Origin of the sequence: Streptomyces sp. NPDC086023 (assembly GCF_044540325.1) — a bacterium.
Lineage (GTDB): Bacteria > Actinomycetota > Actinomycetes > Streptomycetales > Streptomycetaceae > Streptomyces.
On the sequence record NZ_JBITRX010000026.1, the window covers coordinates 23,141 to 49,405 of the forward strand.

31 protein-coding genes are annotated in these 26,265 nt (G+C 72.5%); 18 read left to right on the top strand and 13 right to left on the bottom strand.

The genetic code is table 11. The features are described 5' to 3' along the window. Positions 1-8: 8 nt before the first annotated feature. The 3 genes from ACIF6F_RS33295 to ACIF6F_RS33305 form a co-directional block, all read right to left on the bottom strand. The gene (locus ACIF6F_RS33295; protein WP_399955802.1) at positions 9-428 is read right to left on the bottom strand and encodes a hypothetical protein; all 420 of its coding nucleotides are present in this window, start codon (positions 426-428) and stop codon (positions 9-11) included. A 187-nt stretch (positions 429-615) separates the two neighbouring features. Beyond that, entirely contained in the window at positions 616-1,188 is a 573-nt protein-coding gene (locus tag ACIF6F_RS33300; RefSeq protein ID WP_399955805.1) for an HD family hydrolase, read from the bottom strand. An 18-nt stretch (positions 1,189-1,206) separates the two neighbouring features. Beyond that, complete coding sequence (locus ACIF6F_RS33305) at positions 1,207-2,202, bottom strand: XRE family transcriptional regulator (protein ID WP_399955807.1); 996 nt, start codon at positions 2,200-2,202, stop codon at positions 1,207-1,209. A gap of 309 nt (positions 2,203-2,511) precedes the next feature. Between ACIF6F_RS33305 and ACIF6F_RS33310 the strand changes: the two genes are divergently transcribed. From ACIF6F_RS33310 to ACIF6F_RS33320, 3 genes are all read left to right on the top strand, one after another. Beyond that, positions 2,512-2,673, top strand: a complete 162-nt coding sequence (locus ACIF6F_RS33310) for a hypothetical protein (RefSeq protein ID WP_399955810.1) — start codon at positions 2,512-2,514, stop codon at positions 2,671-2,673. Between the two features lie 120 nt (positions 2,674-2,793). Further along, positions 2,794-3,720, top strand: a complete 927-nt coding sequence (locus ACIF6F_RS33315; protein WP_399955813.1) for a hypothetical protein — start codon at positions 2,794-2,796, stop codon at positions 3,718-3,720. A gap of 41 nt (positions 3,721-3,761) precedes the next feature. Further along, entirely contained in the window at positions 3,762-4,334 is a 573-nt protein-coding gene (locus tag ACIF6F_RS33320) for a tetratricopeptide repeat protein (protein WP_399955816.1), read from the top strand. A 97-nt stretch (positions 4,335-4,431) separates the two neighbouring features. Here the strand turns inward: ACIF6F_RS33320 and ACIF6F_RS33325 are convergent, their stop codons facing one another. After that, positions 4,432-5,358, bottom strand: a complete 927-nt coding sequence (locus tag ACIF6F_RS33325) for a cyclase family protein (RefSeq protein ID WP_399955818.1) — start codon at positions 5,356-5,358, stop codon at positions 4,432-4,434. Positions 5,359-5,465: 107 nt separating this feature from the next. Between ACIF6F_RS33325 and ACIF6F_RS33330 the strand changes: the two genes are divergently transcribed. From ACIF6F_RS33330 to ACIF6F_RS33340, 3 genes are read left to right on the top strand one after another with little or no spacing between them, the layout of a single operon-like run. Further along, entirely contained in the window at positions 5,466-6,377 is a 912-nt protein-coding gene (locus tag ACIF6F_RS33330) for an SDR family oxidoreductase (RefSeq protein ID WP_399955821.1), read from the top strand. Positions 6,378-6,389: 12 nt separating this feature from the next. Next, positions 6,390-7,640: an acyl-CoA dehydrogenase family protein gene (locus ACIF6F_RS33335; RefSeq protein WP_399955824.1), complete on the top strand. Its 1,251-nt coding sequence runs from the start codon at positions 6,390-6,392 to the stop codon at positions 7,638-7,640. Continuing rightward, positions 7,637-8,704 carry a Zn-dependent alcohol dehydrogenase gene (locus tag ACIF6F_RS33340; RefSeq protein ID WP_399955827.1) on the top strand — a complete coding sequence of 356 codons (1,068 nt, stop codon included), beginning with the start codon at positions 7,637-7,639 and terminating at the stop codon, positions 8,702-8,704. The genes ACIF6F_RS33335 and ACIF6F_RS33340 overlap by 4 nt, the downstream gene beginning before the upstream one ends. A 52-nt stretch (positions 8,705-8,756) precedes the next feature. Here ACIF6F_RS33340 and ACIF6F_RS33345 read toward each other — a convergent pair whose 3' ends face one another. Further along, positions 8,757-9,362, bottom strand: coding sequence for a flavin reductase family protein (locus ACIF6F_RS33345; RefSeq protein ID WP_399955997.1), 606 nt, complete (start codon positions 9,360-9,362; stop codon positions 8,757-8,759). Between the two features lie 208 nt (positions 9,363-9,570). On the opposite strand from ACIF6F_RS33345, the gene ACIF6F_RS33350 reads away from it, so the two are divergent. From ACIF6F_RS33350 to ACIF6F_RS33360, 3 genes are read left to right on the top strand one after another with little or no spacing between them, the layout of a single operon-like run. Further along, positions 9,571-10,425 (top strand): hypothetical protein, encoded by an 855-nt coding sequence (locus tag ACIF6F_RS33350; RefSeq protein WP_399955830.1) that lies wholly within the window; start codon positions 9,571-9,573, stop codon positions 10,423-10,425. After that, positions 10,422-10,877: a hypothetical protein gene (locus ACIF6F_RS33355; protein WP_399955833.1), complete on the top strand. Its 456-nt coding sequence runs from the start codon at positions 10,422-10,424 to the stop codon at positions 10,875-10,877. The genes ACIF6F_RS33350 and ACIF6F_RS33355 overlap by 4 nt, the downstream gene beginning before the upstream one ends. Then, entirely contained in the window at positions 10,874-11,326 is a 453-nt protein-coding gene (locus ACIF6F_RS33360) for a hypothetical protein (protein ID WP_399955836.1), read from the top strand. Before ACIF6F_RS33355 ends, ACIF6F_RS33360 begins: the two co-directional genes overlap by 4 nt. Positions 11,327-11,469: 143 nt before the next feature. On the opposite strand, the gene ACIF6F_RS33365 is transcribed toward ACIF6F_RS33360, so the two are convergent. From ACIF6F_RS33365 to ACIF6F_RS33380, 4 genes are all read right to left on the bottom strand, one after another. Continuing rightward, on the bottom strand, positions 11,470-12,273 hold the full coding sequence (locus ACIF6F_RS33365) for an enoyl-CoA hydratase/isomerase family protein (protein ID WP_399955839.1): 804 nt from the start codon (positions 12,271-12,273) through the stop codon (positions 11,470-11,472). A gap of 50 nt (positions 12,274-12,323) precedes the next feature. Next, entirely contained in the window at positions 12,324-14,558 is a 2,235-nt protein-coding gene (locus ACIF6F_RS33370; protein WP_399955841.1) for an acetate--CoA ligase family protein, read from the bottom strand. Positions 14,559-14,767: 209 nt separating this feature from the next. After that, positions 14,768-16,225, bottom strand: coding sequence for a hypothetical protein (locus tag ACIF6F_RS33375; protein WP_399955844.1), 1,458 nt, complete (start codon positions 16,223-16,225; stop codon positions 14,768-14,770). A gap of 54 nt (positions 16,226-16,279) precedes the next feature. Further along, positions 16,280-17,473 carry a flavin-containing monooxygenase gene (locus ACIF6F_RS33380; RefSeq protein ID WP_399955847.1) on the bottom strand — a complete coding sequence of 398 codons (1,194 nt, stop codon included), beginning with the start codon at positions 17,471-17,473 and terminating at the stop codon, positions 16,280-16,282. Between the two features lie 186 nt (positions 17,474-17,659). Here ACIF6F_RS33380 and ACIF6F_RS33385 point away from each other — a divergent pair, with 186 nt between their 5' ends. Together ACIF6F_RS33385 and ACIF6F_RS33390 are read left to right on the top strand one after the other, a co-directional pair. Continuing rightward, positions 17,660-18,112, top strand: coding sequence for a DoxX family protein (locus ACIF6F_RS33385; protein WP_399955850.1), 453 nt, complete (start codon positions 17,660-17,662; stop codon positions 18,110-18,112). Next, positions 18,109-18,534 (top strand): Zn-ribbon domain-containing OB-fold protein, encoded by a 426-nt coding sequence (locus tag ACIF6F_RS33390; protein ID WP_399955852.1) that lies wholly within the window; start codon positions 18,109-18,111, stop codon positions 18,532-18,534. Before ACIF6F_RS33385 ends, ACIF6F_RS33390 begins: the two co-directional genes overlap by 4 nt. A gap of 23 nt (positions 18,535-18,557) precedes the next feature. Here ACIF6F_RS33390 and ACIF6F_RS33395 read toward each other — a convergent pair whose 3' ends face one another. Beyond that, positions 18,558-19,238 (bottom strand): pyridoxal 5'-phosphate synthase, encoded by a 681-nt coding sequence (locus ACIF6F_RS33395; protein WP_399955855.1) that lies wholly within the window; start codon positions 19,236-19,238, stop codon positions 18,558-18,560. 66 nt (positions 19,239-19,304) lie between these two features. Between ACIF6F_RS33395 and ACIF6F_RS33400 the strand changes: the two genes are divergently transcribed. From ACIF6F_RS33400 to ACIF6F_RS33430, 7 genes are all read left to right on the top strand, one after another. Further along, complete coding sequence (locus ACIF6F_RS33400; RefSeq protein WP_399955858.1) at positions 19,305-19,751, top strand: GNAT family N-acetyltransferase; 447 nt, start codon at positions 19,305-19,307, stop codon at positions 19,749-19,751. Between the two features lie 254 nt (positions 19,752-20,005). Next, on the top strand, positions 20,006-21,676 hold the full coding sequence (locus tag ACIF6F_RS33405; RefSeq protein ID WP_399956000.1) for a SulP family inorganic anion transporter: 1,671 nt from the start codon (positions 20,006-20,008) through the stop codon (positions 21,674-21,676). Between the two features lie 70 nt (positions 21,677-21,746). Beyond that, the gene (locus ACIF6F_RS33410; RefSeq protein WP_399955861.1) at positions 21,747-22,175 is read left to right on the top strand and encodes an anti-sigma factor antagonist; all 429 of its coding nucleotides are present in this window, start codon (positions 21,747-21,749) and stop codon (positions 22,173-22,175) included. Between the two features lie 113 nt (positions 22,176-22,288). Next, complete coding sequence (locus ACIF6F_RS33415; RefSeq protein WP_399955865.1) at positions 22,289-22,639, top strand: ArsR/SmtB family transcription factor; 351 nt, start codon at positions 22,289-22,291, stop codon at positions 22,637-22,639. A 362-nt stretch (positions 22,640-23,001) separates the two neighbouring features. After that, on the top strand, positions 23,002-23,913 hold the full coding sequence (locus tag ACIF6F_RS33420; RefSeq protein WP_399955868.1) for a MarR family transcriptional regulator: 912 nt from the start codon (positions 23,002-23,004) through the stop codon (positions 23,911-23,913). Continuing rightward, complete coding sequence (locus tag ACIF6F_RS33425) at positions 23,910-24,305, top strand: roadblock/LC7 domain-containing protein (protein ID WP_399955871.1); 396 nt, start codon at positions 23,910-23,912, stop codon at positions 24,303-24,305. The genes ACIF6F_RS33420 and ACIF6F_RS33425 overlap by 4 nt, the downstream gene beginning before the upstream one ends. A 70-nt stretch (positions 24,306-24,375) precedes the next feature. Beyond that, positions 24,376-24,813, top strand: a complete 438-nt coding sequence (locus ACIF6F_RS33430) for a hypothetical protein (RefSeq protein ID WP_399955874.1) — start codon at positions 24,376-24,378, stop codon at positions 24,811-24,813. A gap of 338 nt (positions 24,814-25,151) precedes the next feature. Here ACIF6F_RS33430 and ACIF6F_RS33435 read toward each other — a convergent pair whose 3' ends face one another. From ACIF6F_RS33435 to ACIF6F_RS33445, 3 genes are all read right to left on the bottom strand, one after another. Continuing rightward, complete coding sequence (locus tag ACIF6F_RS33435) at positions 25,152-25,577, bottom strand: DUF6879 family protein (RefSeq protein ID WP_399955878.1); 426 nt, start codon at positions 25,575-25,577, stop codon at positions 25,152-25,154. Next, entirely contained in the window at positions 25,540-25,989 is a 450-nt protein-coding gene (locus ACIF6F_RS33440; RefSeq protein ID WP_399955881.1) for a hypothetical protein, read from the bottom strand. Before ACIF6F_RS33440 ends, ACIF6F_RS33435 begins: the two co-directional genes overlap by 38 nt. Before the next feature lie 72 nt (positions 25,990-26,061). Further along, on the bottom strand, positions 26,062-26,235 hold the full coding sequence (locus ACIF6F_RS33445; protein WP_399955884.1) for a hypothetical protein: 174 nt from the start codon (positions 26,233-26,235) through the stop codon (positions 26,062-26,064). Positions 26,236-26,265: the final 30 nt, after the last annotated feature.

Below are 26,265 nucleotides of genomic sequence, written 5' to 3' on the forward strand. Positions count from 1 at the left end.
CGGCTGCGTCAGGTGACCGGCTGGCCGACGATGTGGTCCAGCAGCTGGTCGAGTTCCTCGCGCCAGATGCGGTGGACGTTCATGCGGGCCGGGGTGGCCTGGCCGGGGAGCTGGAAGCGGAACCAGCTCCAGAGGGTGTTCCGGTTGACGTCACTGACCAGCCAGGTGGCCTCGGTGCGCGGTATCGCGAAGGCGAGCTCCTTCGGCCGGTTGCTCAGCATGCTCGCCTTGTGGACCAGCACGGCCTGCTCGGTGACGGTGATGAAGTAGTACGTGAGGAACGCCTGCCCGATCACGCCGAGCATGCTCATCAGCCACACGCTGGGGCCCGCGACGGCCTGGATGGTGACGAGCGGCTTGTCGGCGGGGTTGGCCTCGGTGATGGCAGCGGCGACCTGCTGCTGGATGGTGGCCTTCTTGACGGCCATGTACGTCTCCTGAGCGATCTGAACGCCCCCCGGATGCCCGGGGGCACCGCACGCTATCCACCCCCGGCCGAACGACGGCACCCCACGGAGATCACGAATTGGCCACTGGCCTGATCTTTACGATCCCCTGTCCGACCTCGCCCGACCTCGACCCGTCGGCCCGCGGGGCTTTGGTCGTTCCTGGTGGTCAGCGGAGGAACGTCTGCCGCCACTCCAGCGGCGACATCGTCAGTGCGGCCTCGGCCAGTTCGCGGGCGGACGCCGTCTTGAGGCTGGTCAAGGAGGTGTCGATCCAGTCCTGTACGAGGGTGTTGCCCTGTGCACGGTACTCCACCGCCTGCACCAGGCATTCCAGCTTGTCGGCGTCCTTGGCCACGATCGCCTCGGGGCTGTCGTTGGCCTCGTACTCATCGACCACGCGCTGCACGCCGGCGCGGACGGCAGGGTGGGCACGAGCCACCTGGTCCGCGGTAACGGTCTGGTTGGGAACGGCCTCGATATAGCGGCGGCCGATATGCGGGATGTCCCCGATTCGGGTCTCCTGCGTGTCGTGGAAGAGGGACATCAGGGCGACCTTCGCGGGGTCCACGCCCTCCATCATGGCAAGTACGGCACCGATGATGCCGACCCGGAACGAGTGGTCGGCGATCGACTCGGGGTTGTTGTTACCGGTGAACCACCAGCCGGTCCGCTTGGCCTGCTTCATGACGCCCATCTCGAAGAGGAACGCCGCGGTGCCCGTCGCCGTCTCGTCTGCCATGGGGTGCCCTCCGGTCGGTCAGGTTCGATCACGAAGAACGTAGTGCACGCTTGTGAGTTCGCGCCGGGATCTCTCGGAGATGCCGCCACCGTCCAGCAGCTGCTCAGCGCGCTCGCCCAGGTCCCGTACCAGCCGGCCGGACGCCTGCGACAGCCACGGGTGCGCCGTCAGCAGAGCCCACATTGTGTGCACGTACAGGTCGACGTACCCGGGGGAGTGGTGCAGACCGTACGTCAACCCCCGTAGGAGTGTGACGGGATCCCAGCCGGTGAGCTGCCGGTCTCGCATGAACATGTCGTCGGACTGGGGCAACGGGGCTCCGCCCAGCCAGTAGGCCCAGTAGTTCAGGTTCGCAGCCTCGCCCGCGTCGTCGTCCACCATCGCCCGCTCGATGAAGTCGAGCAGCGGCACCGGATCCCCGAGCCGCGCAAGGGCAGTGGCTGTCGAACGTGCCTCGGCCCACTGCGGTGTCCATCCCCGTCGGGCCGGCAGACCGCGCCGGGCGTGCAGGGCCTGTGCCGTCCAGGCCGCTGCCTCCGAACTGTTGTCGTACGAGGTCAGGTACAGGGCCTGGCGGTGCAGCAGCACCCCCTGCACGTCGTTTCGCGGTGCCGCCTCCGCCGTCGCCCGCAGCCGCTCGAAGAACGCCGACCGATCCGGGGCGGGAAGCAGCGGAGAATCTGCTGCCGGCCCTCTGCGGCGCGGGGACGGGATACCGGAGAGGGAGGGTGGACGAGTCCCGGTGAGCGCCCAGGCGAGCATGTGGGCGGTGCTCCGGGTGTGCACCCACTCCGCGAGCGGATGGGGTGCGTCCGTACTGGTGAGGGTGGCGCAGATGATCCTGTCCGCATCCATCGCCGCGTCCAGCAGGGTGACGACCGCCGCGTCTGCTCCCAGTGCGGCCAGCCGCCGCCGCAGACCGAGCAGGTCCACCGCGCGCATGTTCGCCACCGGCCGCCTACCCGACTCCCAGCCCTGCACCGTGGCCAGGTCCACTCGCAAGGATTCAGCCATACCCGCCTGCGTCAGCGGCACCGACTCCCGAGCCGTGCGCAGCACAAAACCCGTGATCGTGCCGGTGATCGGTCTCGTGGCCATTGCGCGCTCCCCGGTCCGGCACTGCCGTAACCCGTACCCGCAGTCAGTCCTACCGCACGCAGAGCGACCGTACGTTCATCTCGCGGGATCGACCAGCCTCCTCGCACGGGGGCGAATCTGACTCCGCATCCCCGGCAGCGGGACGCAGCAGTACACCTCCTACCGCAGAGGCGGGCAGACGCACCACCACCTGCACCATCCGCGTACACCTAAAGGAGCACCATCATGAGCACCCACACCCACACCATCCAGGTCGGCAACCTCACCCGGCGGCTGGACCACTCCGTCCCGGACGGCATCGTCCTGGCCGCTCCGGTCATTTCGCTGACGCGCCGCCTGGACCACATGGTCCCGGACGACGCCGCTCCGACGGGCACCGAGGGCTGACCGTGATCCTGCACTGACGCCGGCTGACTGACGGCGTGGCGGGGCGTCTCGGATGCTCATCACCGAGGCGCCCCGCCTCATTCTCTGCCACTGGAACAACTCGACCGAGGAGACCTCACCGTGCAGACCACCATCGCCGCCCGCGTAGAGACGGGCTCGTTTTTCGACCTCGGCCGCGACGACCCGGCGCTGACCCGGCTTCGCGAGGACGGAGCCCAGCAGGCGCTGCCGTTCGCCCTGATGGAGCGTCTCGTCAAGTCCGGCATCCCGTACGCCGAACACGCCCGCGCCTTGCCCAGCGACCGCCTGGACGTGGCCGGCGCCGCGTTCGACTGGTTCGACGGCATCCTTCACGAGCAGATCGCAAAGGAGATCAACCTGGGGACGTACGAGATCCTCGAACACACCGTCGTGCGCCGCGCCTCCCTGATCAGCGCCTTGGAGCGGCTCGCTTCGGTCCACCCCGAAGGCTTCGCCCGAGTACACGAGTTCGTTCGAGGCCTGCTGTGGGTGGGCCTCCAGCCCGGCACCGGGGGCTCCTCACTGACGAGCTCCAGTGACCCGGCTCTCCCCTACGTCGTCATGTTCTCGGACAAGGCACTGCTGCACATCCCGCCGAACACGGTCAGCACGGAACCGTCCCCCCGCTTCCTGGCGGAGAACATCCTGCATGAGGGCGTCCACCAGGCGGTCAGCTTCCACGTCCTCACACACCAGGTCTTCGCGGACGGGCACTCCTCCCAGACCTCGCCCAAGGTCGAGATCGCGTGGCGTGCCGTACAAGGGGTGGAACGGAACCAGTTCTGGGAGGTGGACCGGGTCTTCCACGCGACGTACGTCTACAACCAGGTACTGCGGTTCCGCCTCCGAGAACTCGCCCGCGACGACCTGACCGCCAACGAGCGGACGTGTTTCCAGGCCGCCTACGACGACGGCATGCCGGCGGTCCGCTACCTCATGGACCAGCTCGACCACCTCGGCCGGTACTTCACCGCCCACGGCCATGCCCTGCTCGCCGACCTGCGCCACCAAACCGACGCACTGTAGTACCGTCCCGCCCGATCAGGACCCGACCCAGGGAGAGGTCAGTGCTCCAGCACCTCATCACGCACGGCGAGGATCTGCGCATGACCCCCGTCAACCGCGCGCAGTTGACCACCGCCGTCGCGGAACTCCGCGAGGAACTCCAGGCGCTCCCCGAAGGCACGACTGCAGACCGGGCGCGGGTCCTGGCCCGATGGGCGGGGATCGGCCTGGTGAGTCTCGGCGACTACGACGACGCCCAGGCGCTCCTGCGGCAGGCGCTCGACGCTGCCGCCGCCACCGGCAACACCCGGGCCGTCATCGCCACCGAGCTGAACATGGGAGACGCGTACCGCTACGCCGGGGACACGGAGACTGCTGGCATTTTCTACCGCAGAGCCCTGGACGCCGCCCGGATCGAACACCCTGACCTCGTGGACTTCGCCCTACAGCATCTCGGCAAGCACCTCATGGAGCGCGGCGACCTCGAACCGGCGCGCGCTCATCTGATCGAAGCGCACCGGCTGCGGCTCGCCAAGGGCGACGCGGGACTCGTCGAGTCCACCCAAGCCGTCCTCGACCGTATCGACACCATCGCCCGCGACGTACGCGCCGCCCCCGCCTTCCCCGCCGGCTGACCGGCCACGCACAGCCCGCCGACCGGCAGGCCCTTGGGGCTTGAGGCTGGTGGCCTGCTTCCTCGGGGCGGGCCGGGCCGGGCGTTGCCCGGCCCGGCTAGAGGATCGCCACCGGGGCCACCGGCGTGCCCGTGCCGCCGACGAAGGGTTCCGGCATCGCGCTGAGCAGGAACGTGTACTGCTGTTGGTCGGCGCAGGCCCCCGACAGGGTCTCCAGGTTCCAGTTCTGGCCCTGGTGCATGCCCATCTCCACCAGGTCGAGCGCGTGCACGGGCAGCCACAGGTTCTCGAACTCCGGCGGGAAGATCTCGAAGGTCAGGGTGTCGTTGGCGACCGCGGCCACGTCCCGCGCGTGGAACCACTCCGGGGTGCGGACTGACAGGCCGGGCGACGGGAAGCCGTAGCCGTGCTTGTCACCCGCCAGGTAGACCTGGATCTGGCCGGTGCGGACCAGCACGATGTCCCCGGCCCGGACCGTGACGCGACCGAACTCCTCGGCCTCCGCCAGGTCTTCCGGGGTCACCGCGTGGTTCCCCGGCAGCCGGTCCAGGCCCTTGGCGCGGGCCACGTCCAGCAGCACGCCGCGCGAGACGATCGGGCCGGCCTTCTCGATGCCGCTGTACTGCGCGCGGGTGTGCGGGGTGATGGTGTCCGCGGGCCGGCCGTTGTAGATCTTCCCCGAGTGCGAGACGTGCGTGAGGGCGTCCCAGTGGGTGGCCGCCTGAAGGCCCATGGTCACCGCGTCGTCGCTGCAGGCCACCGTGCCGGGCCCGAAGATCTCCTGGTTGATCTGGACCATCGTGTGCAGCGGGTTGATCCGGCCCGGGATCATGCCGGCCTGTACGCCGTCCTCCTTGAGCGGCAGCGCCAGCGGGACGCGGCGCCCGCTCGTGATGCCGGCCGCGGCGGCCCGTACGACCTCGTCGGTGATCAGGTTCAGCGTGCCGATCTCGTCGTCGGCGCCCCAGCGGCCCCAGTTGTTGACGCGCTTGGCGATGTCGTGGAACTCGGCGGGCAGGCTCATCGGTTGGTCAGCTCCTCGATTCCGGGCACGGACTGGGGCTTGTGCGGGTCCGTCCGACTGCCCATAGAATCTAACGGTCCGTCAGAAACCGCGGGAAGGGTCGGGACGTGGGGAACTTCTTGGCAGGCAAGGTCATCGCCGTCACGGGCGCGGGCCGGGGCATCGGCAGGGCCGTGGCACTCGCCGCGGCGGCCGAGGGCGCCAGGGTCGTCGTCAACGACTACGGCGTGTCCATCGAGGGCGGCGAGCCCACCAGCGAGATCGCCGAGGAGGTGGTCAAGGAGATCACCGCGGCCGGCGGCGAGGCCGTCGCGGTCGCCGACGACATCTCCACCATGGCCGGCGGCCAGCGCATCGTCGACACCGCGCTCGCCGAGTACGGGCGCATCGACGGCGTCGTGTGCGTCGCCGGCATCCTGCGCGAGCGGATGCTCTTCAACATGTCCGAGGAGGAGTGGGACCCGGTCGTCGCCACCCACCTCAAGGGCACCTTCACGGTCTTCCGCGCCGCCTCCGCCGTGATGCGCCGGCAGGGCTCCGGCACCCTGATCGGCTTCACCAGCGGCAACCACCAGGGCTCCGTCGCCCAGGCCAACTACTCGGCGGCCAAGGGCGGGATCATCTCCCTGGTCCGCTCCGCCGCCCTCGGGCTGCACAAGTACGGGGTCACCGCCAACGCCGTCGCGCCGGTCGCCCGTACCCGGATGTCCGCCAACGTCCCGATGGAGCTGAAGGAGATCGGCGAGCCCGAGGACGTGGCGGCGCTCGTCACGTACCTGCTCAGCGACCGGGCCAGGGCCGAGAACATCACCGGGCAGGTCTACACGATCGCCGGACCCAAGATCGCCGTCTGGGCGCAGCCGCGCGAACTGCGCGCCGGGTACGCCGAGGGGACCTGGACCCCCGAGAAGATCGCCGACTTCCTGCCGGGGACCGTCGGCACCGACCCGATGCCCATGCTCGCCCAGCTGGAGGCGATGGCCAGGGCGGCGGCCGCCAAGGACCGCCCCAACGCCTAGAGGGGGCGGCTCGTGGACTTCGGCTTCGGCCCGGCGGACGAGGAGTTCCGCACCCGGGCCCGGGAGTGGCTCGACGCGCACCTGGTCGGCCCGTACACCGCCGCCGTGGGCCTGGGCGGCCCCGGCAGCGAGCACGAGGGCGTCGCCGAGCGCCGCGCCTGGGAGCGCGAGCTGGGCCGCGGCGGCTGGATCGGCCTCGGCTGGGAGTCGGGGGAGCCGGGGGAGTCGGGGGGGCAGGGTGAGCGGGCGGAGCCGGGGGAGCGCGGGGAGTACGGGCAGCAGCGGGCCTCCCTCACCCAGCAGGTGGTGTGGGCCGAGGAGTACGCCCGCGTCCGCGCCCCCGGCCGCGTCGGCCACATCGGCGAGAACCTCCTCGCCCCCACCCTGATCGCGTACGGCACCCGGGAGCAGCGCGACCGCTTCCTGCCCGCCATCGCCCGCGGCGACGAGCTGTGGTGCCAGGGCTACAGCGAGCCCGGGGCCGGCTCCGACCTGGCGGCCCTGCGCACCGCGGCGGTGCGGGACGGAGCCGGCTGGCGGGTCACCGGCCAGAAGATCTGGACCTCGCTGGCCCAGGACGCCGACTGGTGCTTCGTCCTGGCCCGCACCGAGCCCGGCTCCAGGCGCCACCACGGGCTGTCGTTCCTGCTGGTGCCGATGGACCAGCCGGGCCGCGTCGAGGTGCGGCCGATCCGCCAGATGTCCGGCACCAGCGAGTTCAACGAGGTCTTCTTCGACGGGGCCGCGGCCACCGAGGTGGTGGGCGGCGAGGGCAACGGCTGGCAGGTGGCCATGGGCCTCCTCGCGCTGGAGCGGGGCGTCTCCACGCTCGTCCAGCAGATCGGCTTCGCCGCCGAGCTCGACCGCGTGCTGGCCGCCTTCCTCGCCGGGTCCGGCGCGGACGACCCGGTGCTGCGGGACCGGCTGGTCCGGCAGTGGGCCGAGCTGAGGACCATGCGGTGGAACGCGCTGCGGACCCTCGGCGGCCAGGGCGACGAGGGCGCCCCCAGCGTGGCGAAGCTGCTGTGGGGCGGCTGGCACCAGCGGCTGGGTGAGCTGGCCGTGGCGGTACGGGGCGCCGCCGGCGCCGTCGGCCCGTACGACTGGTCGGCGGAGCGCCCGTACCAACTCGACGAGGAGCAGCGGCTGTTCCTCTTCACCCGCGCCGACACGATCTACGGCGGCTCGGACGAGATCCAGCGCAACATCATCGCCGAGCGTGTGCTCGGCCTGCCCAGGGAGCCCAAGGAGGCGGCGCGGTGAGAGGTGTGGTGTTCGACGGCAAGCAGGTCCGGGTGGTCGACGACCTGGAGGTGCGCGACCCGGGGCCGGGCGATGTGCTGGTCGCGGTGAAGGCGGCCGGGCTGTGCCACAGCGACCTGTCGGTGATCGACGGGACCATCCCCTTCCCGCCGCCGGTGGTGCTCGGGCACGAGGGCGCGGGAGTGGTGGAGGCGGTGGGGGCGGGAGTGACGCACGTGGCGCCCGGTGACCACGTCTCGCTGTCCACCCTCGCCAACTGCGGGGCCTGCGCGGAGTGCGACCGGGGGCGGCCCACGATGTGCCGGAAGGCGATCGGGATGCCGGGGCAGCCGTTCTCGCGGGGCGGGCAGCCGCTGTTCCAGTTCGCCTCCAACTCGGCCTTCGCGGAGCGGACCGTCGTCAAGGCGGTGCAGGCCGTGAAGATCCCCGAGGACGTGCCGCTGACCTCGGCGGCGCTCATCGGCTGCGGCGTGCTGACGGGCGTCGGAGCGGTCCTCAACCGCGCGCGGGTGGACCGTGGCGAGTCGGTGGTGGTCATCGGCACCGGCGGCATCGGGCTGAACGTCATCCAGGGCGCCCGGATCGCGGGGGCCAGCACGATCGTGGCGGTGGACGCCAACCCGGCGAAGGAGGCGGTCGCCCGGCAGTTCGGCGCCACGCACTTCGTCGACGCCTCGGCGGTCAAGGACACCGTGGAGGCGGTCAAGGGCGTCCTGCCGACCGGCGCCGACCACGCCTTCGAGTGCGTGGGCAACGTGAAGCTGATCCGGCAGGCCGTGGACCTGCTGGACCGGCACGGCCAGGCGGTCCTGCTCGGGGTGCCGGGCTTCGCGGACGAGGCCTCGTTCCAGGTCTCCTCGCTGTACCTGGACAAGTCGATCCTGGGCTGCCGGTACGGGTCCTCGCGCCCGCAGCGGGACATCGCGCTGTACGCGAAGCTCTACCGGGAGGGCCGGCTGCTGCTGGACGAGCTGGTGACCCGTACGTACCCGGTCGAGGACTTCGCCCTCGCCGCGGAGGACGCGCACGCGGGGCGCGTGGCGCGGGGGGTGCTGACCTTCTGACGCGGGTCCTGCGTGCCGCGGCCCGAGCGGCCGGCCCGCCGGGGCCGGCCGCTCAGGCCGTGAAGCGGCCGAACCGGCCCTGGTGGAAGAGGAGCGGGTCGCCCTCGCCCGGGGCGCCGAGGGCCTCGACGCGGCCCACGACGATCAGGTGGTCGCCGCCGGTGTGCACGGCGTGGATCCGGCAGTCGATCCAGGCCGGTACGTCAGCCAGTTGCGGCGACCCGGTCACCGGCGCGGGGGTGTGGGTGACGCCGGCGAACTTGTCGGCCCCGCTGACGGCGAAGGAGCGGCACAGTTCGCCCTGCCGGGCGCCCAGGATGTTCACGCAGAACACCCCGGCGCGGGCGATGCGGGGCCAGGTGGTCGACGTACGGGCCACCATGAACGTGACCAGCGGGGGGTCCAGGGAGAGCGAGGCGAAGGACTGGCAGGCGAAGCCGGCCGGGCCCTCCTCGCCCTCGGCGGCGGGGGCGGTGATGACCGTGACGCCGCTCGCGAAGTGCCCGAGCACGGCCCGGAACTCGCCCGCCCCGACGGGCGCCCGCTCGTCGTCGGCCACTGCGCGCAGCTCGGGGCGGGGGTGCGGGTCCACGGCCGTGGGGGTGCCGGTGCTCCTGAGGTAGCGGATGACGGTGGCCGCCATCCCTGCGTGTCCCATCATGGACCGATTGAACCTGACGCCTCGTCAGATTGGAACCCCGGTGGAGCGTCGGCGGAGTCCGGGCGGGTCTTGAACGCGTTCAGGGATTCGCTTGAACGCGTTCAATGGCGAGGTGTACGCTCCTCGCGGGACTTGAACGTGTTCAAGGAGCGTCCTGGATGGTGCTCCGGCCGGAGGGGCGGGGTGGGCTGTGGAGCGGCGGGCGTTGTGGGACGGGCGGGCGCTGACGGCGGCGTCGCTCGTCGCGACGGTGCAGGCGGCGCTGGTCTGGCACACCTGGGCCTTCGACGCGGTGACGGTCTCCGACGAGTACGACCGTGACCCCGGCTACCTCGCGGACATGATGGTCCTGGTCATGACGCTGGTGGCCGGCCCGCTCGTGGCGCTGACCGCGGGCCTGGTCCTGGGCGCGTGCGGGGCGCTGCCCGCCGCGTGGCTGGGCCGGCTGCTGTCGGCCCGGATCGGCGGACCCCGGGTGGTCTGGACGGTGGTGGTGGTTGCCGGGCTGGCGGCCGCGGCGGCCGTGTCCCTCAGGGGGCTCGGCGCCTCGTTCCCGGTCCTCTGGGGCTGGGCCGCGGGGATGCTCGCGGTGCCGGTCCTGGCGGCGGAACTCTTCGCGGACGCCCGGCGCCTGCGCGGGCCGGCCGTGGTGGGGGCGATGCTGCTGGTGCTGCCTTTTCAGGGCTGGGCCGCGTCCCTCACCTTCGAGGACTACCGGTCGCCGGAGCTGTCCCCGAAGGACTACGCGGGACTGTGGACCGGCGAGGACGGGTCGGCCCTCCTGCTGGAACACGAGGGGCGCGCCGATTTCACCTCGCTCCCGTACGCCGACGGCCTCGCCGAGGCCGCCTGTACGGGCGAGGGCACGTGGACGTACCGGGAGTCGGGCGAACTGAGGCGGGCGGGCGTCGACCTCTCCGCCCCCGGCTGCCCGGAGATGCCGGTGAACGGCTGGGAGGTCGCCGGCACTGCCGCACAGCCCGAACTGTTCCTGCTGGTCGGGGACCCGGACGACGGGGACGTCCGGGTACTGCGCAAGAACCCGGCGGTCGCGCGATGAGCGGGGAGGGGGCCCTGTTCGGGTGCCGGGCCCTGCGGATCGCCTCGACGGTCGCGGCCGCGCAGTTCACCGTGCTGGGCCTCGGGTACGCCGTGTGGTCCTGGGTCCGGTACGGGCTGCCCGAGTACGGGGCGGACCTGGCCTGCCCGTTCCTGTTCGTGCCGGTGGCCGCGGCGGTCGCCGGCACGCTCCAGGCGGTCTTCCTCACCGGCCCCGCGGTGCTGGCCGGGCAGTACCTGGCCGGGCGGCTGCCGGGCCCCGGCGCCCTGTGGCGGCTGCTGCCGCTGCCGCTGGTCGCGGGGGCCGTGGCGGGGCTGCTCTGCCGCGACCAGGGCCCGTACCTGCCGGACTTCGGCGTGGTGTGGGCGTGCGTGATGGCGCTGGGCCTGCTGCCGGTGCTGGCGGCGGGAGCTCTCGGAATCCGTGCTGCAGAGAAGGGGGTACGCCGATGATGTTCGGAGGCGGTGAGGGACTGCAGGCGCTGGTCCTGCTGCCGGCCCTGCTGTGGTTCATGGGCGGGCCCTTCATCATGCTCGCGATGGGGGTGTGGTGCGCCCGCCGGCCCGGCCGGAAGCCGCGGCTGTGGTCGGTACTGCTGCCGGCGGCACCGGTGGGCGGGCTGCTGGTCCTGTTCCTGTTGCGCCTCCAGGACCCGGGCTCGCGGTGGTGGGACGACTTCAGCGGCTACCTGCTCTGGTACGTCGGGGTGATCACGGCACTGCCGTGGCTGCTCGGTTGGGGCGTCACGCGCATCGTCCGCGCGGTTCGCGCCCCGCGCGCCCGGCGCCTGGCCGAACTGGCCGTGCTGGAGGAGGAGGAACGGGCCGAGGCGGGGGAGGCTGCCGCCGGCCCCGGGGGAGGGACGGCAGAGGCGGGGCCCGCCGAGAAGGCGGCCGAGTAGGCCGGGCCGTTGCCGCGCCGGCAGGGAGCCGGACGGCCGGGCGCAGGCCCTGCCAAGGGTTCTGTGGGCGGTGGTGTGTGGGCGCCTCGGGGGTACGTGGTGTACCGCGCCGGGGAGGGGGCCGCACCCGGCAGCCAGCGGACCTACAGCCCCCGGTACTTCGGTGTGCGGCGTTCCACGAAGCTGGCCACGCCCTCGTTCGCGTCCGCGGTGGACATGTTCAGCTCCTGGGCCACCGCCTCGGCCGCCAGGGCCGTTGACCGGTCCGTGTCCAGGGAGGCGTTGACCAGCTGCTTCGTCAGGGACAGGGCGCGGGTCGGGCCCTGGGCCAGCCGCTCGGCCCAGTCTCGGGCCAGGGGCTCCAGCTCGGCGTCCGGGACCACCCGGTTCACCAGCCCCAGCCGCAGCGCCTCGGCCGCCGGCACCGAGTCGCCGAAGAACATGAGCTCCTTGGCCCGCTGCGGGCCGACCAGGCGGGGCAGCAGGTACGCGCCCGCCCCGTCCGGCACCAGCCCCCGCCGTACGAACACCTCGATGAACCGCGCCGACTCGGCCGCCAGCACCAGGTCGCAGGCGAGGGCCAGGTGTGCGCCGATGCCCGCGGCCGTGCCGTTCACCGCCGCGATCACCGGCTTCTCGCAGTCCAGCACGGCCGTGATGAACCTCTGCGCACCCTGCCGGATCATCCGGGCGACGTCCCCCACGACCCGCTCCCCGGCGGCAGGCGAGCCGCGCAGGTCCGCACCGGCGCAGAAGCCCTTCCCGGTGGCGGTGACCACCACGGCCCGGACGGCCGGGTCCGCCGAGGCCTCGGCCAGCAGGGCCATGATGCGTTCCCGCTGGTCCCAGGTGACCGCGTTCATCGCGGCCGGCCGGTTCAGCGTGATCCACGAGACGCCGTTCTCCAGCCGGTGGAGCACGTCCGGCACCCCATCCACCCCGCCCATATCCACCCCGCCCCCCGCCTCCCCGCCCCCTGCCTCCCCACCCACCGCACTCACCGGCACACCGCCAGCGCGTCCAGCGCCACCGCGCCCTGCCCGCGGGGCAGCACCATCAGCGGGTTGATGTCCAGCTCGGACAGTTCGTCCCCCAGCTCCAGCGCCATCCGCTGCACCCGCAGGACCACCTCCACCAGCGCGTCCACGTCCGCCGGCGGTGCGCCCCGCACCCCCTCCAGCAGCGCGTGCCCGCGCAGTTCGCGCAGCATCGCCCGCGCCTGGTCCTCCCCGAAGGGCGGCACCCGTACCGCCGCGTCGTGCAGCACCTCCACCAGCACGCCGCCGAGCCCCACCGTCACGGTCGGCCCGAAGAGCTGGTCCTGTGTGACGCCGACGACCATCTCCACGCCCCGCTCCACCATCTGGCACACGAGGATGCCGTCGAGCGGGATCTCCTCGTACCGCGCGATGTCCGTCAGCTCCCGGTACGCGTCCCGGATCTGGCTCGCCGAGGTGAGCCCCACCTTCACCAGGCCCAGCTCCGTCTTGTGCGCGAGCTGCGGGCCGGACGCCTTCATCACCACCGGGTAGCCCACCAGCCCGGCCGCGCGCACCGCCGCCGCCGCGCTCGTCACCAGCTGCTCGCGGGGCACCCGTATCCCGTACGCCCTGAGCAGCTGCTTCGCCGCGTGCTCGCTCAGCTGCTGGCCCGGCCGCATCAGCGCCTGCGCCTTGCGGTACGAGGGCGAGGGCGTGCGCGGCGCGTCCTCGAAGGGCGAGCGGTAGCCGCTGGTGAACCGGTGATGGTCCAGGTAGGCGCGGACCGCCGTGATGCAGTTGCCGAAGGTGCGGAAGGTCGCCACCCGCGACGAGCCCAGCAGGGTGGTCCGGTACGCCTCCTCCGTGCCCACCGGCGAGCCCCACACCACGCAGACCAGCTTCTCCGTCTGCGCGGCGGCGTCCACCAGGTCCTGCGCCAGCCGGTCGCTCATGGGCGGGAACGGCCCGGTGATCGGGCAGATCAGCACGCCGACGGACGGGTCCGCCAGGATCGCGTCGATGATCTTCCGGCCGCGCCAGTCGCCCACCGGGTGGCCGCCGTTGTCGACCGGGTTCGCGACGTTCAGGTATTCCGGGATCCACTGGTGCAGCTCGTCCTGCCTGGCCTTGGAGAGGGTGGGCAGGCGCAGGCCCGCCTCCGTCGCCAGGTCGGAGAAGTGCGCGCCCGTTCCGCCGGAGATGGAGTAGACGACGACCCCGTCGGCCTTCGGCTTCCTGGCCCGCGCCAACAGGGCCGCGGTGTCCTGGAGTTCGTCCAGGCCGTCCACCCGGATCACGCCGAACTGCCGCATCGCCGCGTCCACCACCGTGTCCGCGCCCGTCAGCTTGCCGGTGTGGGAGGCGGCCGTCCGCGCGCCGGTCTCCGTGCGGCCCACCTTGACCGCGACCACCGGCACGCCGTTGCGGGCGGCCCGGTCGGCGGCGAGCAGGAAGGCGCGGCCGTCCTTGAGGCCCTCGACGTAGCAGGCGATCGCCCCGACCTCCGGGCGCTCGGCGAAGTACGAGATGAAGTCCGAGGTCTCCAGGTCCGCCTCGTTGCCCGTCGGCGCCCAGTGGGAGAGCCGGATGCCCAGCTCCTGGAGGGTGTAGACGGGGCGGCCCTGGTGGCCGGACTGGGTGATCAGGGCGATGGCCGGGCCTTCGAGGTCCTCGCGGAACTCCTCGAAGGCGTTGAGGTTGGTGTTCGGGCCCAGCAGGCGCAGGCCCGAGCGCCGGACCGCCGCCGCGAGCCGCGCCTGCGCCGCCGCGCCCTCGTCCCCGGTCTCCGCGAAGCCCGAGGCGAACGCGACGGCGAACTTCACCTTCGCCTCGGCGAGTTCCTCGATCACCGGCAGCGGGTCGCCGACCAGCAGCACGGCCAGGTCCACCTGCTCGGGCAGGTCGGCCACGGACGCGTGGCAGGGGAGGCCGAACACCGTCTCCCGCGTGGGGTGTACGGGGTGCAGCCGCGCCCCGACGCGACCGGCCCAGGCGATGAGCTGGCGGGTGATGCCGGTGTTGGGTCTGCCCTCGGCGTCGGAAGCACCGATGACGGCCACGGACTCGGGCCGGAAGAACCGGTCGAGGTCGGGCACGTCGGCGTGCAGGGGGCGCCCGCTCACATCCAGGTCCGGTACCCCCTCGGAGGGGGATCCGGCCGTGGAGTGGACGGCCCTGCGGGGGTGCTCCCCGCAGGCCTCGACACGGGCGCGGAAGTCGGTGGTGAGGGTGCCGTGAGTAGATCCAAGCATCGTTCCGCCCGCTCCTGCTCGATGACTCTCCAGGACTGACGCCATAACTGACGCTTAGTCAGATTACTGAACTGACGGGCAGTCAGGAACAGGTTGCAGTGGCCGGATTTCCCGACCCTGGCCGAAGAGGCGCGCACGGGACCCCGTGGGAGGGGTGGGACGGGTGTGCGTGACGGGCGCGGGTACGTCGTACCCGCGCCCGCCCCGCGTCACGCCCCGCGGACGGCGCCCAGCGGCAGCTTGGCCGAGACCGCGCCCGGAATCGGCTCGTCACCGGCGGTGGTGCCGGTGAACTTCAGCCGCCAGTACCCGGCGCCCCGGCCCGGCACGGTGTGGGTGAAGGCCTTGCCGTACGGGGTGCCGAAGCTGCTGACGGTGGTCCAGCCGGTCCTGCCGTTCGCCGAGAACTGCACCTTGACCTTCGCCGAGGCAGGCGGCAGCGCCGGGCCCTCGTACAGCGCGAGCTTGCCGGAGACGGTCACCTTGCCGTCGGAGCGCTGCCGGGCGCGGTAGTCCTCGAAGGCCGTCCGCGCGGTCGCGGTCACCTCGATCCGCTTCGCCACCGGGTCCGGGTACACCCACGGGTTGGCCGGGAGCGCCGGGTCGAAGCCGACCATCCACGTCCCGTCCTCCAGTACCTTCCGGCTCAGCGAGAACCGGCCCTTGGCGTCGGTCTTCACCACCTGGAGCCGCTGCTGCGGCGCGCACCCGGCAGTGGGGCAGTAACCGGTGCTGACCAGCACGGAGATCCCCGGCACGGTCACCAGCTCGGGCTCGTCGGCGCCCTTCCAGGCCTTCCGCAGGACCGTTCCGGCGACCTTGGCCGTCGAGCCGTGGCGCGCGGTCAGCTCGGTCGGCGAGTCGAGGCGGATCTCCGGGTAGCGGTTGCTCGACCAGACCTTGCCCGAGGCGCTGACCGTCTGCTCCGCGGGCACGCTGCGGTACGAGACCGTGAACTCGGTGGTGGTCTCGGTGCCCGCGAAGGCGTGCGGCAGCACGAAGCGCCCGTCGGCACCGGTCTTCACCGGCTCCGCCGGCAGGGCGTCCCCGGTGAAGTCCACCTTCACCGCGGTCCCGGCCAGCGGCACCTCCTGGCCGTCGCGCGGGTCCGTGGCGGTCAGCCGCCCCTTCACGGCGGTGCGCAGGGAGTCCAGGGACACCGAGCCGCCGACCGGGCCGACCTCGGAGAGCCAGGGCCTGACCTGGTACGTGAGCCGCCCCAGGTCCTTCCTGAGCACCGGTGCGCCGTGGGCGTCCTTGTACTCCAGGTCCAGGGCGTAGTTGCCGAGCTCCGCGAGCTTCAGGGCCGCCGACTGCAGCGGCAGCACCTTTCCGGCAACCGGCTTCCCGCCGTACGGGAACTCCGTCACCGTCGCGAGCCGGGTGTCGCTGCCCGGTACGCGCACGTGCACCGTGAGACCGGCCGGGCGCGGCGCGCCGCCGAGGTCCACGGTCACCGCGTTCCAGCCGAGGCTGGTGCCGAGCACGACCCGTGCGTACGGGTCCTCCGCGGCCGCCCCGAAGGCCGCGCCGGCGGCTCCGGGCACGGGCGCCGCCAGGGCGGCCGGCGCGGCGAGCGCCGTGGTGGCCAGTACGACGGCCGCGGTGCCGAGGCCGGTGGCCGCGGCGCGGGTCAGGCGCGCGGGCAGGCCGAAGCTGAACGTCATGTTCCCCCCATGTTCGATCTTGCAGGGGAGCTTAGGGGTACGGATCCGGCGGGGTTACCGGCGGGTCGCGGAAGCGCCCGCTCCACCCCGGGTGCGGGCCAGCGCCTTCGCGATCCGCTCCGCGTCGAGCGCCATCTCGCGGAACATGCCGCTGATCGGGTTCGTGTAGCCGGTGAAGTACAGGCCCGGCGCCCCCGCGGGAGTCCGGGCGCCGTGCACCACCGGACGCCCCCGCTCGTCCAGCACCCCGAGGTGCCCGACCAGCCCTTCCAGCGCCCGGCCGTACCCGGTGGCCGCCACCACCACGTCCGGCGTCACCCGGCTGCCGTCCGCCAGCACCACCTCGGCGCCCTCGAACGACTCCACGGCCGCCACGGGCTCCACCCGCCGCTCCCGCACCGCGTCGATCAGCCCCACGTCCTGCACGGGGATCGCCCCCTCGCGGACCCGGGTGTAGAGCCCGGTCTCCGGGCGCGGGAGCCCGTACTCCGACAGGTCGGGCACCGACAGCTTCCCGACCGCCGCGCCCAGCCGGTCGACCAGCCGCACCGGCAGCCGGCGGCACAGGATCCCGGTGCGCTGGGCCGGCCAGCCCAGGGTGGAGCGGCGCACGATGTGCGGGGCGGTGCGCACCGCCAGCCGCACCCGCCCTGCCCCGCCCGCGGCGAGGTCGACGGCTATCTCGGCGCCGGTGTTGCCGACGCCGACCACGAGTACGTCGAGCCCTTCGTACGGGCCCGGGTTCCGGTACTCGCTCGCGTGCAGCAGCTTGCCGGTGAACGTGTCCGCGCCCGGCCAGTCCGGCAGCCGGGGGGTGTGGTTGAAGCCGGTGGCGACGACCACCGCGGAGGCGGCGAGCTCGCGTCCGCCGGTGGCGTGCAGCACCCAGCCCGCACCGTCCCCGGCGCGCTCGACGCGGGTCACCTCGACGCCGGTGACGAGCTCCAGCTCGTGGTGCTCGGCGTACTTCTCCAGGTACCGGACCACGTTGTCGCGGGCCACCCACCGGCCGAACCTGCGGGGCATCGCCAGCCCCGGGAGGGCGGAGAGCCGCCGGGTGGTGTGCAGCCGCAGCCGGTCGTAGTGGCGGCGCCAGGAGGCGCCGACGGCGTCGGACTTCTCGACGACCACGGCCCGTACGCCCCGGGCGCGCAGCGCCGCGGCGGCGGCGAGCCCGCCGGGCCCGGCGCCGATGACGTACACGGGGCGGGGTTCGGTGTGGTTCTCGAGGGGGGTGGTGTCCAGCATGAGCTGTGAGCGTATCGGCACACAGCGTTGATGGGTCTCGGTCAAGGCGGGATCGGGTTGCGAATCGATCACGGCAGGGGAGTCGGGGTCGGCGGCCGGCGCCGGGGTCTTGTGCGGAGGGGGCCCGATCCGCTGAACTGACGTGTCGTCAGATCTGTGTGTGTGGGTGAGGGAGGTGGACGGGCGATGCGGACCATCCTGCTCGGCGGGGCCGAGTGGGTCGCCGTGCTCCGGATAGGCCTCGGCCTGTGGTGGCTGGAGAGCTGGCGGCACAAGGACAGGAAGGGCTGGTTCGAGCGCGGCACCGGCATCGCGTGGGCGGCGGACGTCGCGGACAAGCACCGCTGGCCGTTCGTGAAGACCGGCTTCGCGAAGGTCGTACAGCCCCGCCCGCGGCTGATGGCCTACGTCGTCGTCTACGCCGAACTCGCCCTGGGCCTGGGGCTGGTGGCCGGCTTCCTCACGCCGGTCGCCCTGATCGGCGGCCTGCTGCTCAACCTGCTCTACCTGGTGCTGATGATCCACGACTGGGCCGAGCAGGGGCAGAACGCCATGATGGCGCTGATCTCCCTCGTCGCGCTGTTCACCATGAGCTGGCAGACCTGGTCGCTCGACCACGCGATGGGATTCTTCCTGTGACCGCCGCCGCGCCCTCGCCCCGCTTCGACCTGCCCGACGTGGACGCCTTCACCCGGCCCTGGTGGGAGGCCGCCGCGCAGGGGCGGCTGCTGCTGCGTCGGTGCGGGAGCTGCGGGCGGGCGCACCACTACCCGCGGGAGTTCTGCCCGCACTGCTGGAGCGAGACGGTGGACTGGGAGCCCGCGAGCGGCCGCGCCACGCTCTACACCTGGTCCGTCGTGTACCGCAACGACCTGCCGCCCTTCGGATCCCGGGTCCCGTACGTCGCCGCCGTGGCCGACCTCGCGGAGGGCCCCCGGATGATGACCGAGGTGATCGGCTGCGCGGCGGACGGCCTGCGCGTCGGCATGCCGCTGGAGCTGGCCTTCCGGGCGGAGACGGACGAGATCCACGTCCCGGTCTTCCGCCCGGCGCGCGCCTGAGCGGGGTCCCGGGCCCCGGGACCTCAGGGCCAGAGCAGTTCGCGCACCCAGCCGCCGTCGTGTTCCCCGCCGCCCTCGCGGCGGTAGCGGAGCCGGACGTGGCGGCGCTGGGCGTCGCCCTGGAAGAACTCCACCTCGCGCAGCTCCAGTACGTACAGCGTCCAGCCGGGGGCGGGCGCGTCGGGCTCGGCGCCGGCCCGCTCCCAGGCGGCCGACGAGGCGGCGTACAGCTCGTCCGGGGACCCCAGCACCTCGCTCTGCCGCCCGGTGAGCGCGGCGGCGAGCGCCCCGCGCGACCGTACGGCGAGACTCGCGCGGGCCTCCTCGGCGCCGCCGGTCACCACCCGGCCCCGCACCCGCACCTGCCGCCCCACCGCCGGCCAGTAGAAGCCGAGCGCGGCCTCGGGGCGGCCGGCCAGCTGGCGCCCCTTGGCGCTGCCCGAGTGCGAGGCGAAGTGCCAGCCGCGCTCGTCGGCGTCGTGCAGCATCAGCGTCCGCACGTCCGGCCGCCCCTCGCCGTCGGCCGTCGCGAGGGACATGGTGTGCGGCTCGGTCTGACCTGCCGTGACGGCGTGGGCGAACCACTCGTGGAACAGCCCCAGCGGCTCCGCGGGTGCCCGGTCGACGTCGAAGGCGGGCAGCTCGGTGTCCCAGACGCGCAGGGAGTGCAGCGCCTTGCGGAATTCCTCGGCGGTGGTCGTCATGGTGCCATCCTCCCAGCACGCAAACGCGATTGACGGGCACGGGCCCGGCCGGGTTGGCTGCGCGCCATGGACCAGCTGCGGATCGTGCGGCCGGTGGGCGACGAGATGCTCGACCACTGGCGGCACGTGCACAACACGATCATCCCGACCCACCTGCTGTCCCTGGCGGACGTGCGGGAACGGGCCGGACGCCACCACCTGGACGTGGCGTACCTGGGCGACGTACCGGTGGGCAACACGACGGTCCGCCCGCCGGACGAGAACCCCGACGCGGCCGTGGTCATCGCCCGCGTCCTCCCGGAACACCGCGGCCACGGCCACGGCCGAACCCTCTACGAGCACGCCCTGACGACGGCCCGGGCCATGGGCGTCACCCAGGTCGAGACGGTGGTCCTGGAGACGAACGCGTCCGGCCTGGCCTTCGCCCTGGCCCGGGGCTTCGAGGAGTTCGACCGCTACGTCCTGGACGGCGACGAGCTCGCGTACGTGGAACTGCGCCGCAGCCTGCCGTAGCCCGTAGCCCGTAGCCGCCGGCGGCTTGGGGTGGGTCCTACGGCTCCACGAATTGCAAATATATGCAATTCAATAGATGCTGTAGGTGTTGTGCCCGTAGGTAGCCGCGGGCACAACGCCTGACGTCTTGGAGCCGAAGGGATCCCTGTGCCGGAACTGCGTGGGACGGGGGCGCGGCCGTCGTGAACGCCCTGCTGGAGCGGGCCGCGCGCCGGCTGGGAGCGGTGCTGCCGCGGCGTGCCGACTTCGCCGTGATGGGCCGCGATCCGCGCCGGGACCTGCTGGCGGGGCTGACGGTCGCGATCGTCGCGCTGCCCCTGGCGCTGGGCTTCGGGGTCTCCTCGGGGCTGGGTGCGCAGGCGGGCCTCGCCACCGCGGTGGTCGCGGGCGCCCTGGCGGCCCTGCTGGGCGGGTCGAACCTCCAGGTGTCGGGGCCGACCGGTGCGATGACGGTGGTGCTGGTGCCGATCGTCGCGCAGTACGGGCCCGGCGGCGTCCTCACGGTCGGCCTGATGGCCGGTGTGCTGCTGGTCGTGCTGGCGCTGCTGCGGGCCGGCCGCTACATGCGGTACGTGCCCGCGCCGGTGGTGGAGGGCTTCACCCTCGGTATCGCGTGCGTCATCGGCCTCCAGCAGGTCCCGAACGCGCTGGGTGTGGACAAGCCCGAGGGCGAGAAGGTGCTGCTGGTGGCCTGGCGGGCCGTGCAGGAGTTCGCGGCGCAGCCCGACTGGGCCGCGGTCGGGCTCTCCCTCGGTGTCGCCGCGGTGATGCTGCTGGGTGCACGCCTGCGCCCGACGGTTCCGTTCTCGATCGTCGCGGTCATCGCCGCGACCGTGGTGGTGCAGGTCTTCGACGTGCCGGGAGTGGCGCCGATCGGCGACCTGCCGTCCGGCCTGCCCGCTCCCTCGCTGTCGTTCCTCGACGTCTCCGCGGTCGGGTCGCTGCTGGCCCCGGCGGTGGCCGTGGCCGCGCTGGCGGCGCTGGAATCGCTGCTGTCGGCCACGGTGGCGGACGGGATGACGGTCGGGCAGCAGCACGATCCGGACCGGGAGCTGTTCGGCCAGGGAGTGGCCAACCTGGCGGCGCCGTTGTTCGGCGGCGTCCCGGCGACCGCGGCGATCGCCCGTACCGCGGTGAACGTCCGCACGGGTGCGTCCTCGCGGCTGGCCGCGCTCACGCACGCCGCGGTGCTCGCGGTGATCGTCTTCGCCGCCGCCCCGCTGGTGTCGCGGATCCCGCTGGCCGCGCTGGCCGGCGTACTGCTGGCGACCGCCGTGCGGATGGTCGAGGTCGGCTCCCTGCGGGCCATGGCGAAGGCCACCCGGTCCGACGCCGTGGTGCTCGTCCTGACCGCGGTGGCCACGCTCGTGCTGGACCTCGTGTACGCCGTGATCATCGGCCTCGCCGTCGCGGGTGCGCTGGCCCTGCGCGCGGTGGCGGCCCAGGCACGTATGGACCAGGTCGACCTCCGGCCCGACCTGCCCGGGGAGCACAGCGACGAGGAGCACGCCCTGCTGGCCGAGCACATCGTCGCCTACCGCATCGACGGCCCGCTCTTCTTCGCGGGCGCCCACCGCTTCCTGCTGGAGCTGTCGGAGGTCGCGGACGTACGGGTGGTGATCCTCCGGATGTCGCGGGTCACGACGATGGACGCGACCGGCGCCCTGGTCCTCAAGGACGCCGTGCAAAAGCTCAACCGACGGGGGATCGAGGTGCTGGCCTCGGGCATCCGCCCAGGTCAGCGCCAAGTGCTGGAGTCCGTCGGCGCGCTGGCCCTGCTCCAGAGCGAGGGGCGCGAGTACGCCACGACCCCCGAAGCGATCGCCGGCGCGCGCAAGCACCTGGAGCAGGCCGGGCTGCTGCCCCGCCCGCACCGCCCGTCTCACCTGCCCCACCCGCACCGGAGCCGGAAGGGGCCGCGATGACCGGCGCGCTCCGGCCCCGGCCCGTAGCCGTGCCCCTGCCCCTGCCCCTGTGAAAGCCGAGGAAGCGACCATGACGATCGAGTGGCAGTACACCGCCCACGAACACCTGGGCGTCCTCTCCCTGGCCGGATACCTCGGCGCGGAGGCGGCCGACCGGTTCACCGGCGCGGTCGGCTGGGCCCGGGCCCGCGGTGAAGGCCCGGTGATCCTGGACCTGACCCGGCTGCTCGGCTGGTCCGCGGGCGGACAGCTCGCCGTCGCCCAGGCCGCCCGCCTGCTCGCCGAGAACGGCCGCAGCCTGGAACTGGCCGCGATTCCGGCCGACGGCTCCCTGGTCCCGGACGCCACCTGCCCGCCCGTCCCGGTCCACGCCGACCTGCCCGGGGCCCTGGCCGCCCACCTGCCGAGCACGCATCCGGAGCAGGGATCCGAGGCGCCGGAGGGATCCGAACCCCCGGCCCCGGAGGCGCCCCCAGTTGCAGGAATCTGCAATTGTTGAGATCACAGCATGTCGGCTGGGATCCCCCTCGCCGGGACCCACGAGGAATTCGGGTGGATGAGGTGCCGCGCACACGCAGGAACACGGCCGAAGGCGGGGGTGGGAGCACGCAGGTGAGCACCCCCCTGTACCAGCTCAAGGCCGAGTTCTTCAGAACCCTCGGCCACCCCGCCCGCATCCGCGTGCTCGAACTCCTCAGCGAGCGCGAGCACGCCGTGGCCGAACTGCTGCCCGAGGTGGGCATCGAAGCCGCCTCGCTGTCCCAGCAGCTCGCGGTGCTCCGCAAGGCCAACCTGGTCGCCACCCGCCGCGAGGGGTCGAACGTCTACTACCGGCTCAACAGCCCGGACGTCGCCGAGCTCCTGCGCGTCGCCCGCGGCATCCTCTCCGGTGTCCTCGAAGGTCAGGCCGAGATCCTGGCCGACCTGCGCGCCGGCCGCCCCGGGCCGTCGGCGCGCCCCTGAGAGGGCGCCACCGACGCCGGCGGGCGCCTCCTGAACGGCGGCCGTCTCCCGTAGCGCGGGTTCACCCGGCGCTTCTGACAACGGGAGGCGGCCGCCTCCCCTTTGTTCCCCAGTCGCCCCGCTCCCCGCGGGAGCCCCGATCGCCCGAGCGAACAATCCTTGCCGTTAGGCAAGGACATCCGTCGGGATCAGAGAGCAAATGCTCGGCTCATGACATAAGCCGATCACTACTGAATATTCGTATTGAACGATCAGTCCGCGTGGCTACGGTGCGGTCAGCGAGTTGGCATATGCGGGCAGCGGCTGATTGCAGGGGCATGTCAGAAATCGACGAACCGGCGCCACGTCGGAATCCATCGAGGGTGACGGGACTCGACCTGGCCAGGGCGCTCACCGAGGCGTCACGGGACCGGCTCTCCGGAGAGCTGTTGGTGTCCGGAGAGCCCGGCGGCTCCTTCCACCTCCGCTGCGGCGTACTCCTGGAGGTGGCCTCACCGGGCGCCCCGGGCGTCGAGACCCTGCTGCTGCGCTCGGGCCGGGTGAGCGAGGCCGAGTGGGCGTCGGTCACCCGCGCGTCGGCAGCGGACGGCCGCCTCGGATCCGCGCTGATAGCCCAGGACCTGGTCGGCAGCGCCGAATTACAGCTGATGTGCGCGATGGCCGCCCTGGACGGAGCGCTGGCCGTCGGGATGGGCCGCATCAACGGCTTCACCCTCGACCGCGACGCGGACACCTGCCGCCTTGCCGCCCCCGCGGGCATCGAACCGGAATGGCTGGTGGAGGAGGCGGGCCGGCGGATACGCGTCCTCAGCGCCCTGGGCCAGTGCCCCTCCCCGTTCCGCACCCGCATCACCCGCACCCCCGCCGGCTCGGCCCGCCTCGCGGGCCCGGCCACCGGCGAGCGCCGGGAGATCCTGCTCCGCGCCAACGGCCGTCGCAGCGTCCGGGACATCGCCTTCCTGCTCGGCCGGAGCCTGTACGCCGTCACCGTCGAGGTCTCCCGCCTGCTGGGCGAAGGCCTCCTCGAAACGGTGACCCCGGCCGACCCGCCGACGGCACCCCCGCCGACGGCACCCCCGCCCCCAGGCCGCCCCGCCCACGCCCGGCTCCCCCAACGCCGCCCGGGCGCGAGCGGCATCGGCGACGTACTGCCGCTGCGCCCCGTGACCGAGCGCTGGGAGCCCCCGCCGGCGTTCCTCGCCAGGTACCGGGCGCTCGGCGGCAGCCGCTGGGCCCACGAACAGGCAACACACAGCGCGACAGGAGAAACGTGACCACCAGGAATGCCCAACTCGCCACCGAGATGCGGGAACTGCGGGACCGCGTCGTGGGCGTCACCGACGTCGTGGTGGCGTCCGTCGACGGTCTGCTGATCACGGCGGAGACCGACGACACCGCGGACGCGGAGAGCCTGGCCGCACTCACCGCGGCGGCCGTCAGCCTCGCCCACCGCGCCGGCGCCATGACCGGCAAGGGGCTGCTGCACCACTCCGTATCGCGCTTCACCGACGGCTACCTCGTCGCCCACCCCGTCGGCGACATGGCCCTGATCGGCGTACTGGGCGACCCGGGCCTGGACATCCGCCGCCTCCAGAGCGAAACACAGGCCACCCTCCCACGCCTGACGACGCTCCTCACGACCCCGGACGCCCCGAAGGGCCCGTAACCGCGGGCGCGCCCCCACCCCCACCAACCCAACCCATCTCACTCACCCCACTCACTCACCAAGGAGCACGATGAGCACCCCTACACCCCCCGGGGGCCAGAGCATGTCCGAGCAGGTCGTGACTCTGGTCAAGAGGCTGCGTGAAGAGGTTCCCGACTGCGTGGCCTCGGGTGTCATCGACATGTCGACCGGCATGCTGCTGTCCGTCGAGACCGTCGACTCCCACCCGGCGGAAGTCCTCGACATGCTGGCGGCCGCGACGCTCGAACTCTTCCAGGGCCGCACCGTGGTGATGATCGAGGGCATCTTCAAGGAGCGCCGCGGCATCGTCAGCGACCGCCACTACTTCCAGGAGATCCTGGTCAACAGCGACAACCTGGCCCACCTCTTCCTCCGCATCGACAGCACCGACGAAGTGGTCGCGGTCGTCGTCTGCCGCAAAACGGTCAACGTGGGCATGCTCTTCGCCCAGGCCCGCCGGGTCCTGAGGGAACACGGCCAGCTCTGAGCACGGACCGGAGTCGGTGGGGTGGCCGGAGGGCGGCAGCACTTGGGCCGGTGTCGGGGAGGTGGAGGTACCTGGGGTTGTCCGCCGACCGAGGGTTTCCGGGCCGGGGCACCCTGTCAAGGGCGCTCCGCTGCGCTCCGCGTCGCTGCGCGATGACCCTCCGGGTCACCCTTGACAGGGCACCCCGGCCCGGAAGGCAAAGACCTCGGCGGACAACCCCAGGAAAGACGCCCTGGCCACTCCTCACGCCTTCCGGTGCCGGGTGTGCGAAGCCGTGCCGGGGTCCGGCTCCGCCCCACGGGGCGGACGCGACAGCGTCCGTAGGCCCCCAGCCCGTCTCAGCGACTTCCGGGCCGTCCGTGCCCCTTCATAAGCCTCACAAACCGCCCACGATCGCTACACGCTCCTGTTGGTTCGCGGACGATGGGGGTCCACCCCGTCCAGAACTCCGAATCGGGGTTGAGGTCGGTCTCACCTGTCCGATGGAAGCGCTCGAACGCCTCCGTCTCGTCTCCCACGCTGTAGACGTCGCGCATCTCCAGGTGGACGGCCGTCCGCTCGGCGCCTCGCAACAGCTCAGCGAAGTCCGGCACGCCCTGCGCCATCACGTCGTGCTCCTGTACCCACTCGGTGCCGGCGACCTCAGTTGTTCGTAGCACCATGGTGATCTCCAGTGTCGAGCCGGTTGCGGACCTCGCACGACGTTTTCGTTCGTCCTCAAGAACATCAAGGGGGCACGTCAGTCGCGAGGTTGCCCCGAACACGATCGCACCGGGCGGCGCGGTGGAAGTCCGTCACGGTCCGGCGGAAGCCGGTGTGCCCCACGTGCCGGGCGTGCGCGAGGCACCAGCCCGTCAGCCCGTCCAGCTCATCGAGCGGGCCGGAGCTGTCGAGGCAGGTCGTGCACTCCATCTCGGCGATGGGCCCGCTCCCCGAGTTCTCGGGTGACAACAGCCAGTCGGACGGACTGTCGATCACCGTGGCCCCCCGCCGCACCGCCACGACCTCGGCCGCGTGCACCCGCCACGGCGCGCCCTGCGTGAAGGTCAGAACAACCGCAGGCCCGCCCATGGGAAACAGCTCGTCCCGGGCAGCCCGTACCCGCCGCCACCGACCCCGCACCCTCACCAGGTCGCCGGCCCGCACGAGCACGGCGACCACCCACCGCTCACCCATGCATCCCCGCTCCGCGACTCGGCGCCGAGACCTCGGCCACCGCCCAGTGATCCGCGAGCGACACGGCCAGGCTCACCGGGATACCTCCCGGCCGTGGATGATGCGCGGACCGAGGTCGATCCCGAACGTCGCGAGCACCAGCACCCGCCGTCGCTGCCGCCGCAGGCAGCCGGCCCGATGGCGCCCGGTGGGCGGAAGGAACAGACGCAGCAACGGCGCCAGAAGCGGGACGATAAGGTGCAGCATGTTGACGCTCCTTCGAAGCGTTGGCCACGC

Bases quoted from the DNA above. Each gene is read 5' to 3' on its own strand.
- ACIF6F_RS33385 (WP_399955850.1), top strand. From the start codon at position 17,660: ATGCGGACCATCCTGCTCGGCGGGGCCGAGTGGGTCGCCGTGCTCCGG.
- ACIF6F_RS33360 (WP_399955836.1), top strand. From the start codon at position 10,874: ATGATGTTCGGAGGCGGTGAGGGACTGCAGGCGCTGGTCCTGCTGCCG.
- ACIF6F_RS33310 (WP_399955810.1), top strand. From the start codon at position 2,512: ATGAGCACCCACACCCACACCATCCAGGTCGGCAACCTCACCCGGCGG.
- ACIF6F_RS33445 (WP_399955884.1), bottom strand. From the start codon at position 26,235: ATGCTGCACCTTATCGTCCCGCTTCTGGCGCCGTTGCTGCGTCTGTTC.
- ACIF6F_RS33355 (WP_399955833.1), top strand. From the start codon at position 10,422: ATGAGCGGGGAGGGGGCCCTGTTCGGGTGCCGGGCCCTGCGGATCGCC.
- ACIF6F_RS33395 (WP_399955855.1), bottom strand. From the start codon at position 19,238: ATGACGACCACCGCCGAGGAATTCCGCAAGGCGCTGCACTCCCTGCGC.
- ACIF6F_RS33305 (WP_399955807.1), bottom strand. From the start codon at position 2,202: ATGGCTGAATCCTTGCGAGTGGACCTGGCCACGGTGCAGGGCTGGGAG.
- ACIF6F_RS33370 (WP_399955841.1), bottom strand. From the start codon at position 14,558: ATGCTTGGATCTACTCACGGCACCCTCACCACCGACTTCCGCGCCCGT.
- ACIF6F_RS33430 (WP_399955874.1), top strand. From the start codon at position 24,376: ATGAGCACCCCTACACCCCCCGGGGGCCAGAGCATGTCCGAGCAGGTC.
- ACIF6F_RS33345 (WP_399955997.1), bottom strand. From the start codon at position 9,362: ATGGGACACGCAGGGATGGCGGCCACCGTCATCCGCTACCTCAGGAGC.
- ACIF6F_RS33375 (WP_399955844.1), bottom strand. From the start codon at position 16,225: ATGACGTTCAGCTTCGGCCTGCCCGCGCGCCTGACCCGCGCCGCGGCC.
- ACIF6F_RS33440 (WP_399955881.1), bottom strand. From the start codon at position 25,989: ATGGGTGAGCGGTGGGTGGTCGCCGTGCTCGTGCGGGCCGGCGACCTG.
- ACIF6F_RS33400 (WP_399955858.1), top strand. From the start codon at position 19,305: ATGGACCAGCTGCGGATCGTGCGGCCGGTGGGCGACGAGATGCTCGAC.
- ACIF6F_RS33410 (WP_399955861.1), top strand. From the start codon at position 21,747: ATGACGATCGAGTGGCAGTACACCGCCCACGAACACCTGGGCGTCCTC.
- ACIF6F_RS33295 (WP_399955802.1), bottom strand. From the start codon at position 428: ATGGCCGTCAAGAAGGCCACCATCCAGCAGCAGGTCGCCGCTGCCATC.
- ACIF6F_RS33380 (WP_399955847.1), bottom strand. From the start codon at position 17,473: ATGCTGGACACCACCCCCCTCGAGAACCACACCGAACCCCGCCCCGTG.
- ACIF6F_RS33405 (WP_399956000.1), top strand. From the start codon at position 20,006: ATGGGCCGCGATCCGCGCCGGGACCTGCTGGCGGGGCTGACGGTCGCG.
- ACIF6F_RS33325 (WP_399955818.1), bottom strand. From the start codon at position 5,358: ATGAGCCTGCCCGCCGAGTTCCACGACATCGCCAAGCGCGTCAACAAC.
- ACIF6F_RS33300 (WP_399955805.1), bottom strand. From the start codon at position 1,188: ATGGCAGACGAGACGGCGACGGGCACCGCGGCGTTCCTCTTCGAGATG.
- ACIF6F_RS33365 (WP_399955839.1), bottom strand. From the start codon at position 12,273: ATGGGCGGGGTGGATGGGGTGCCGGACGTGCTCCACCGGCTGGAGAAC.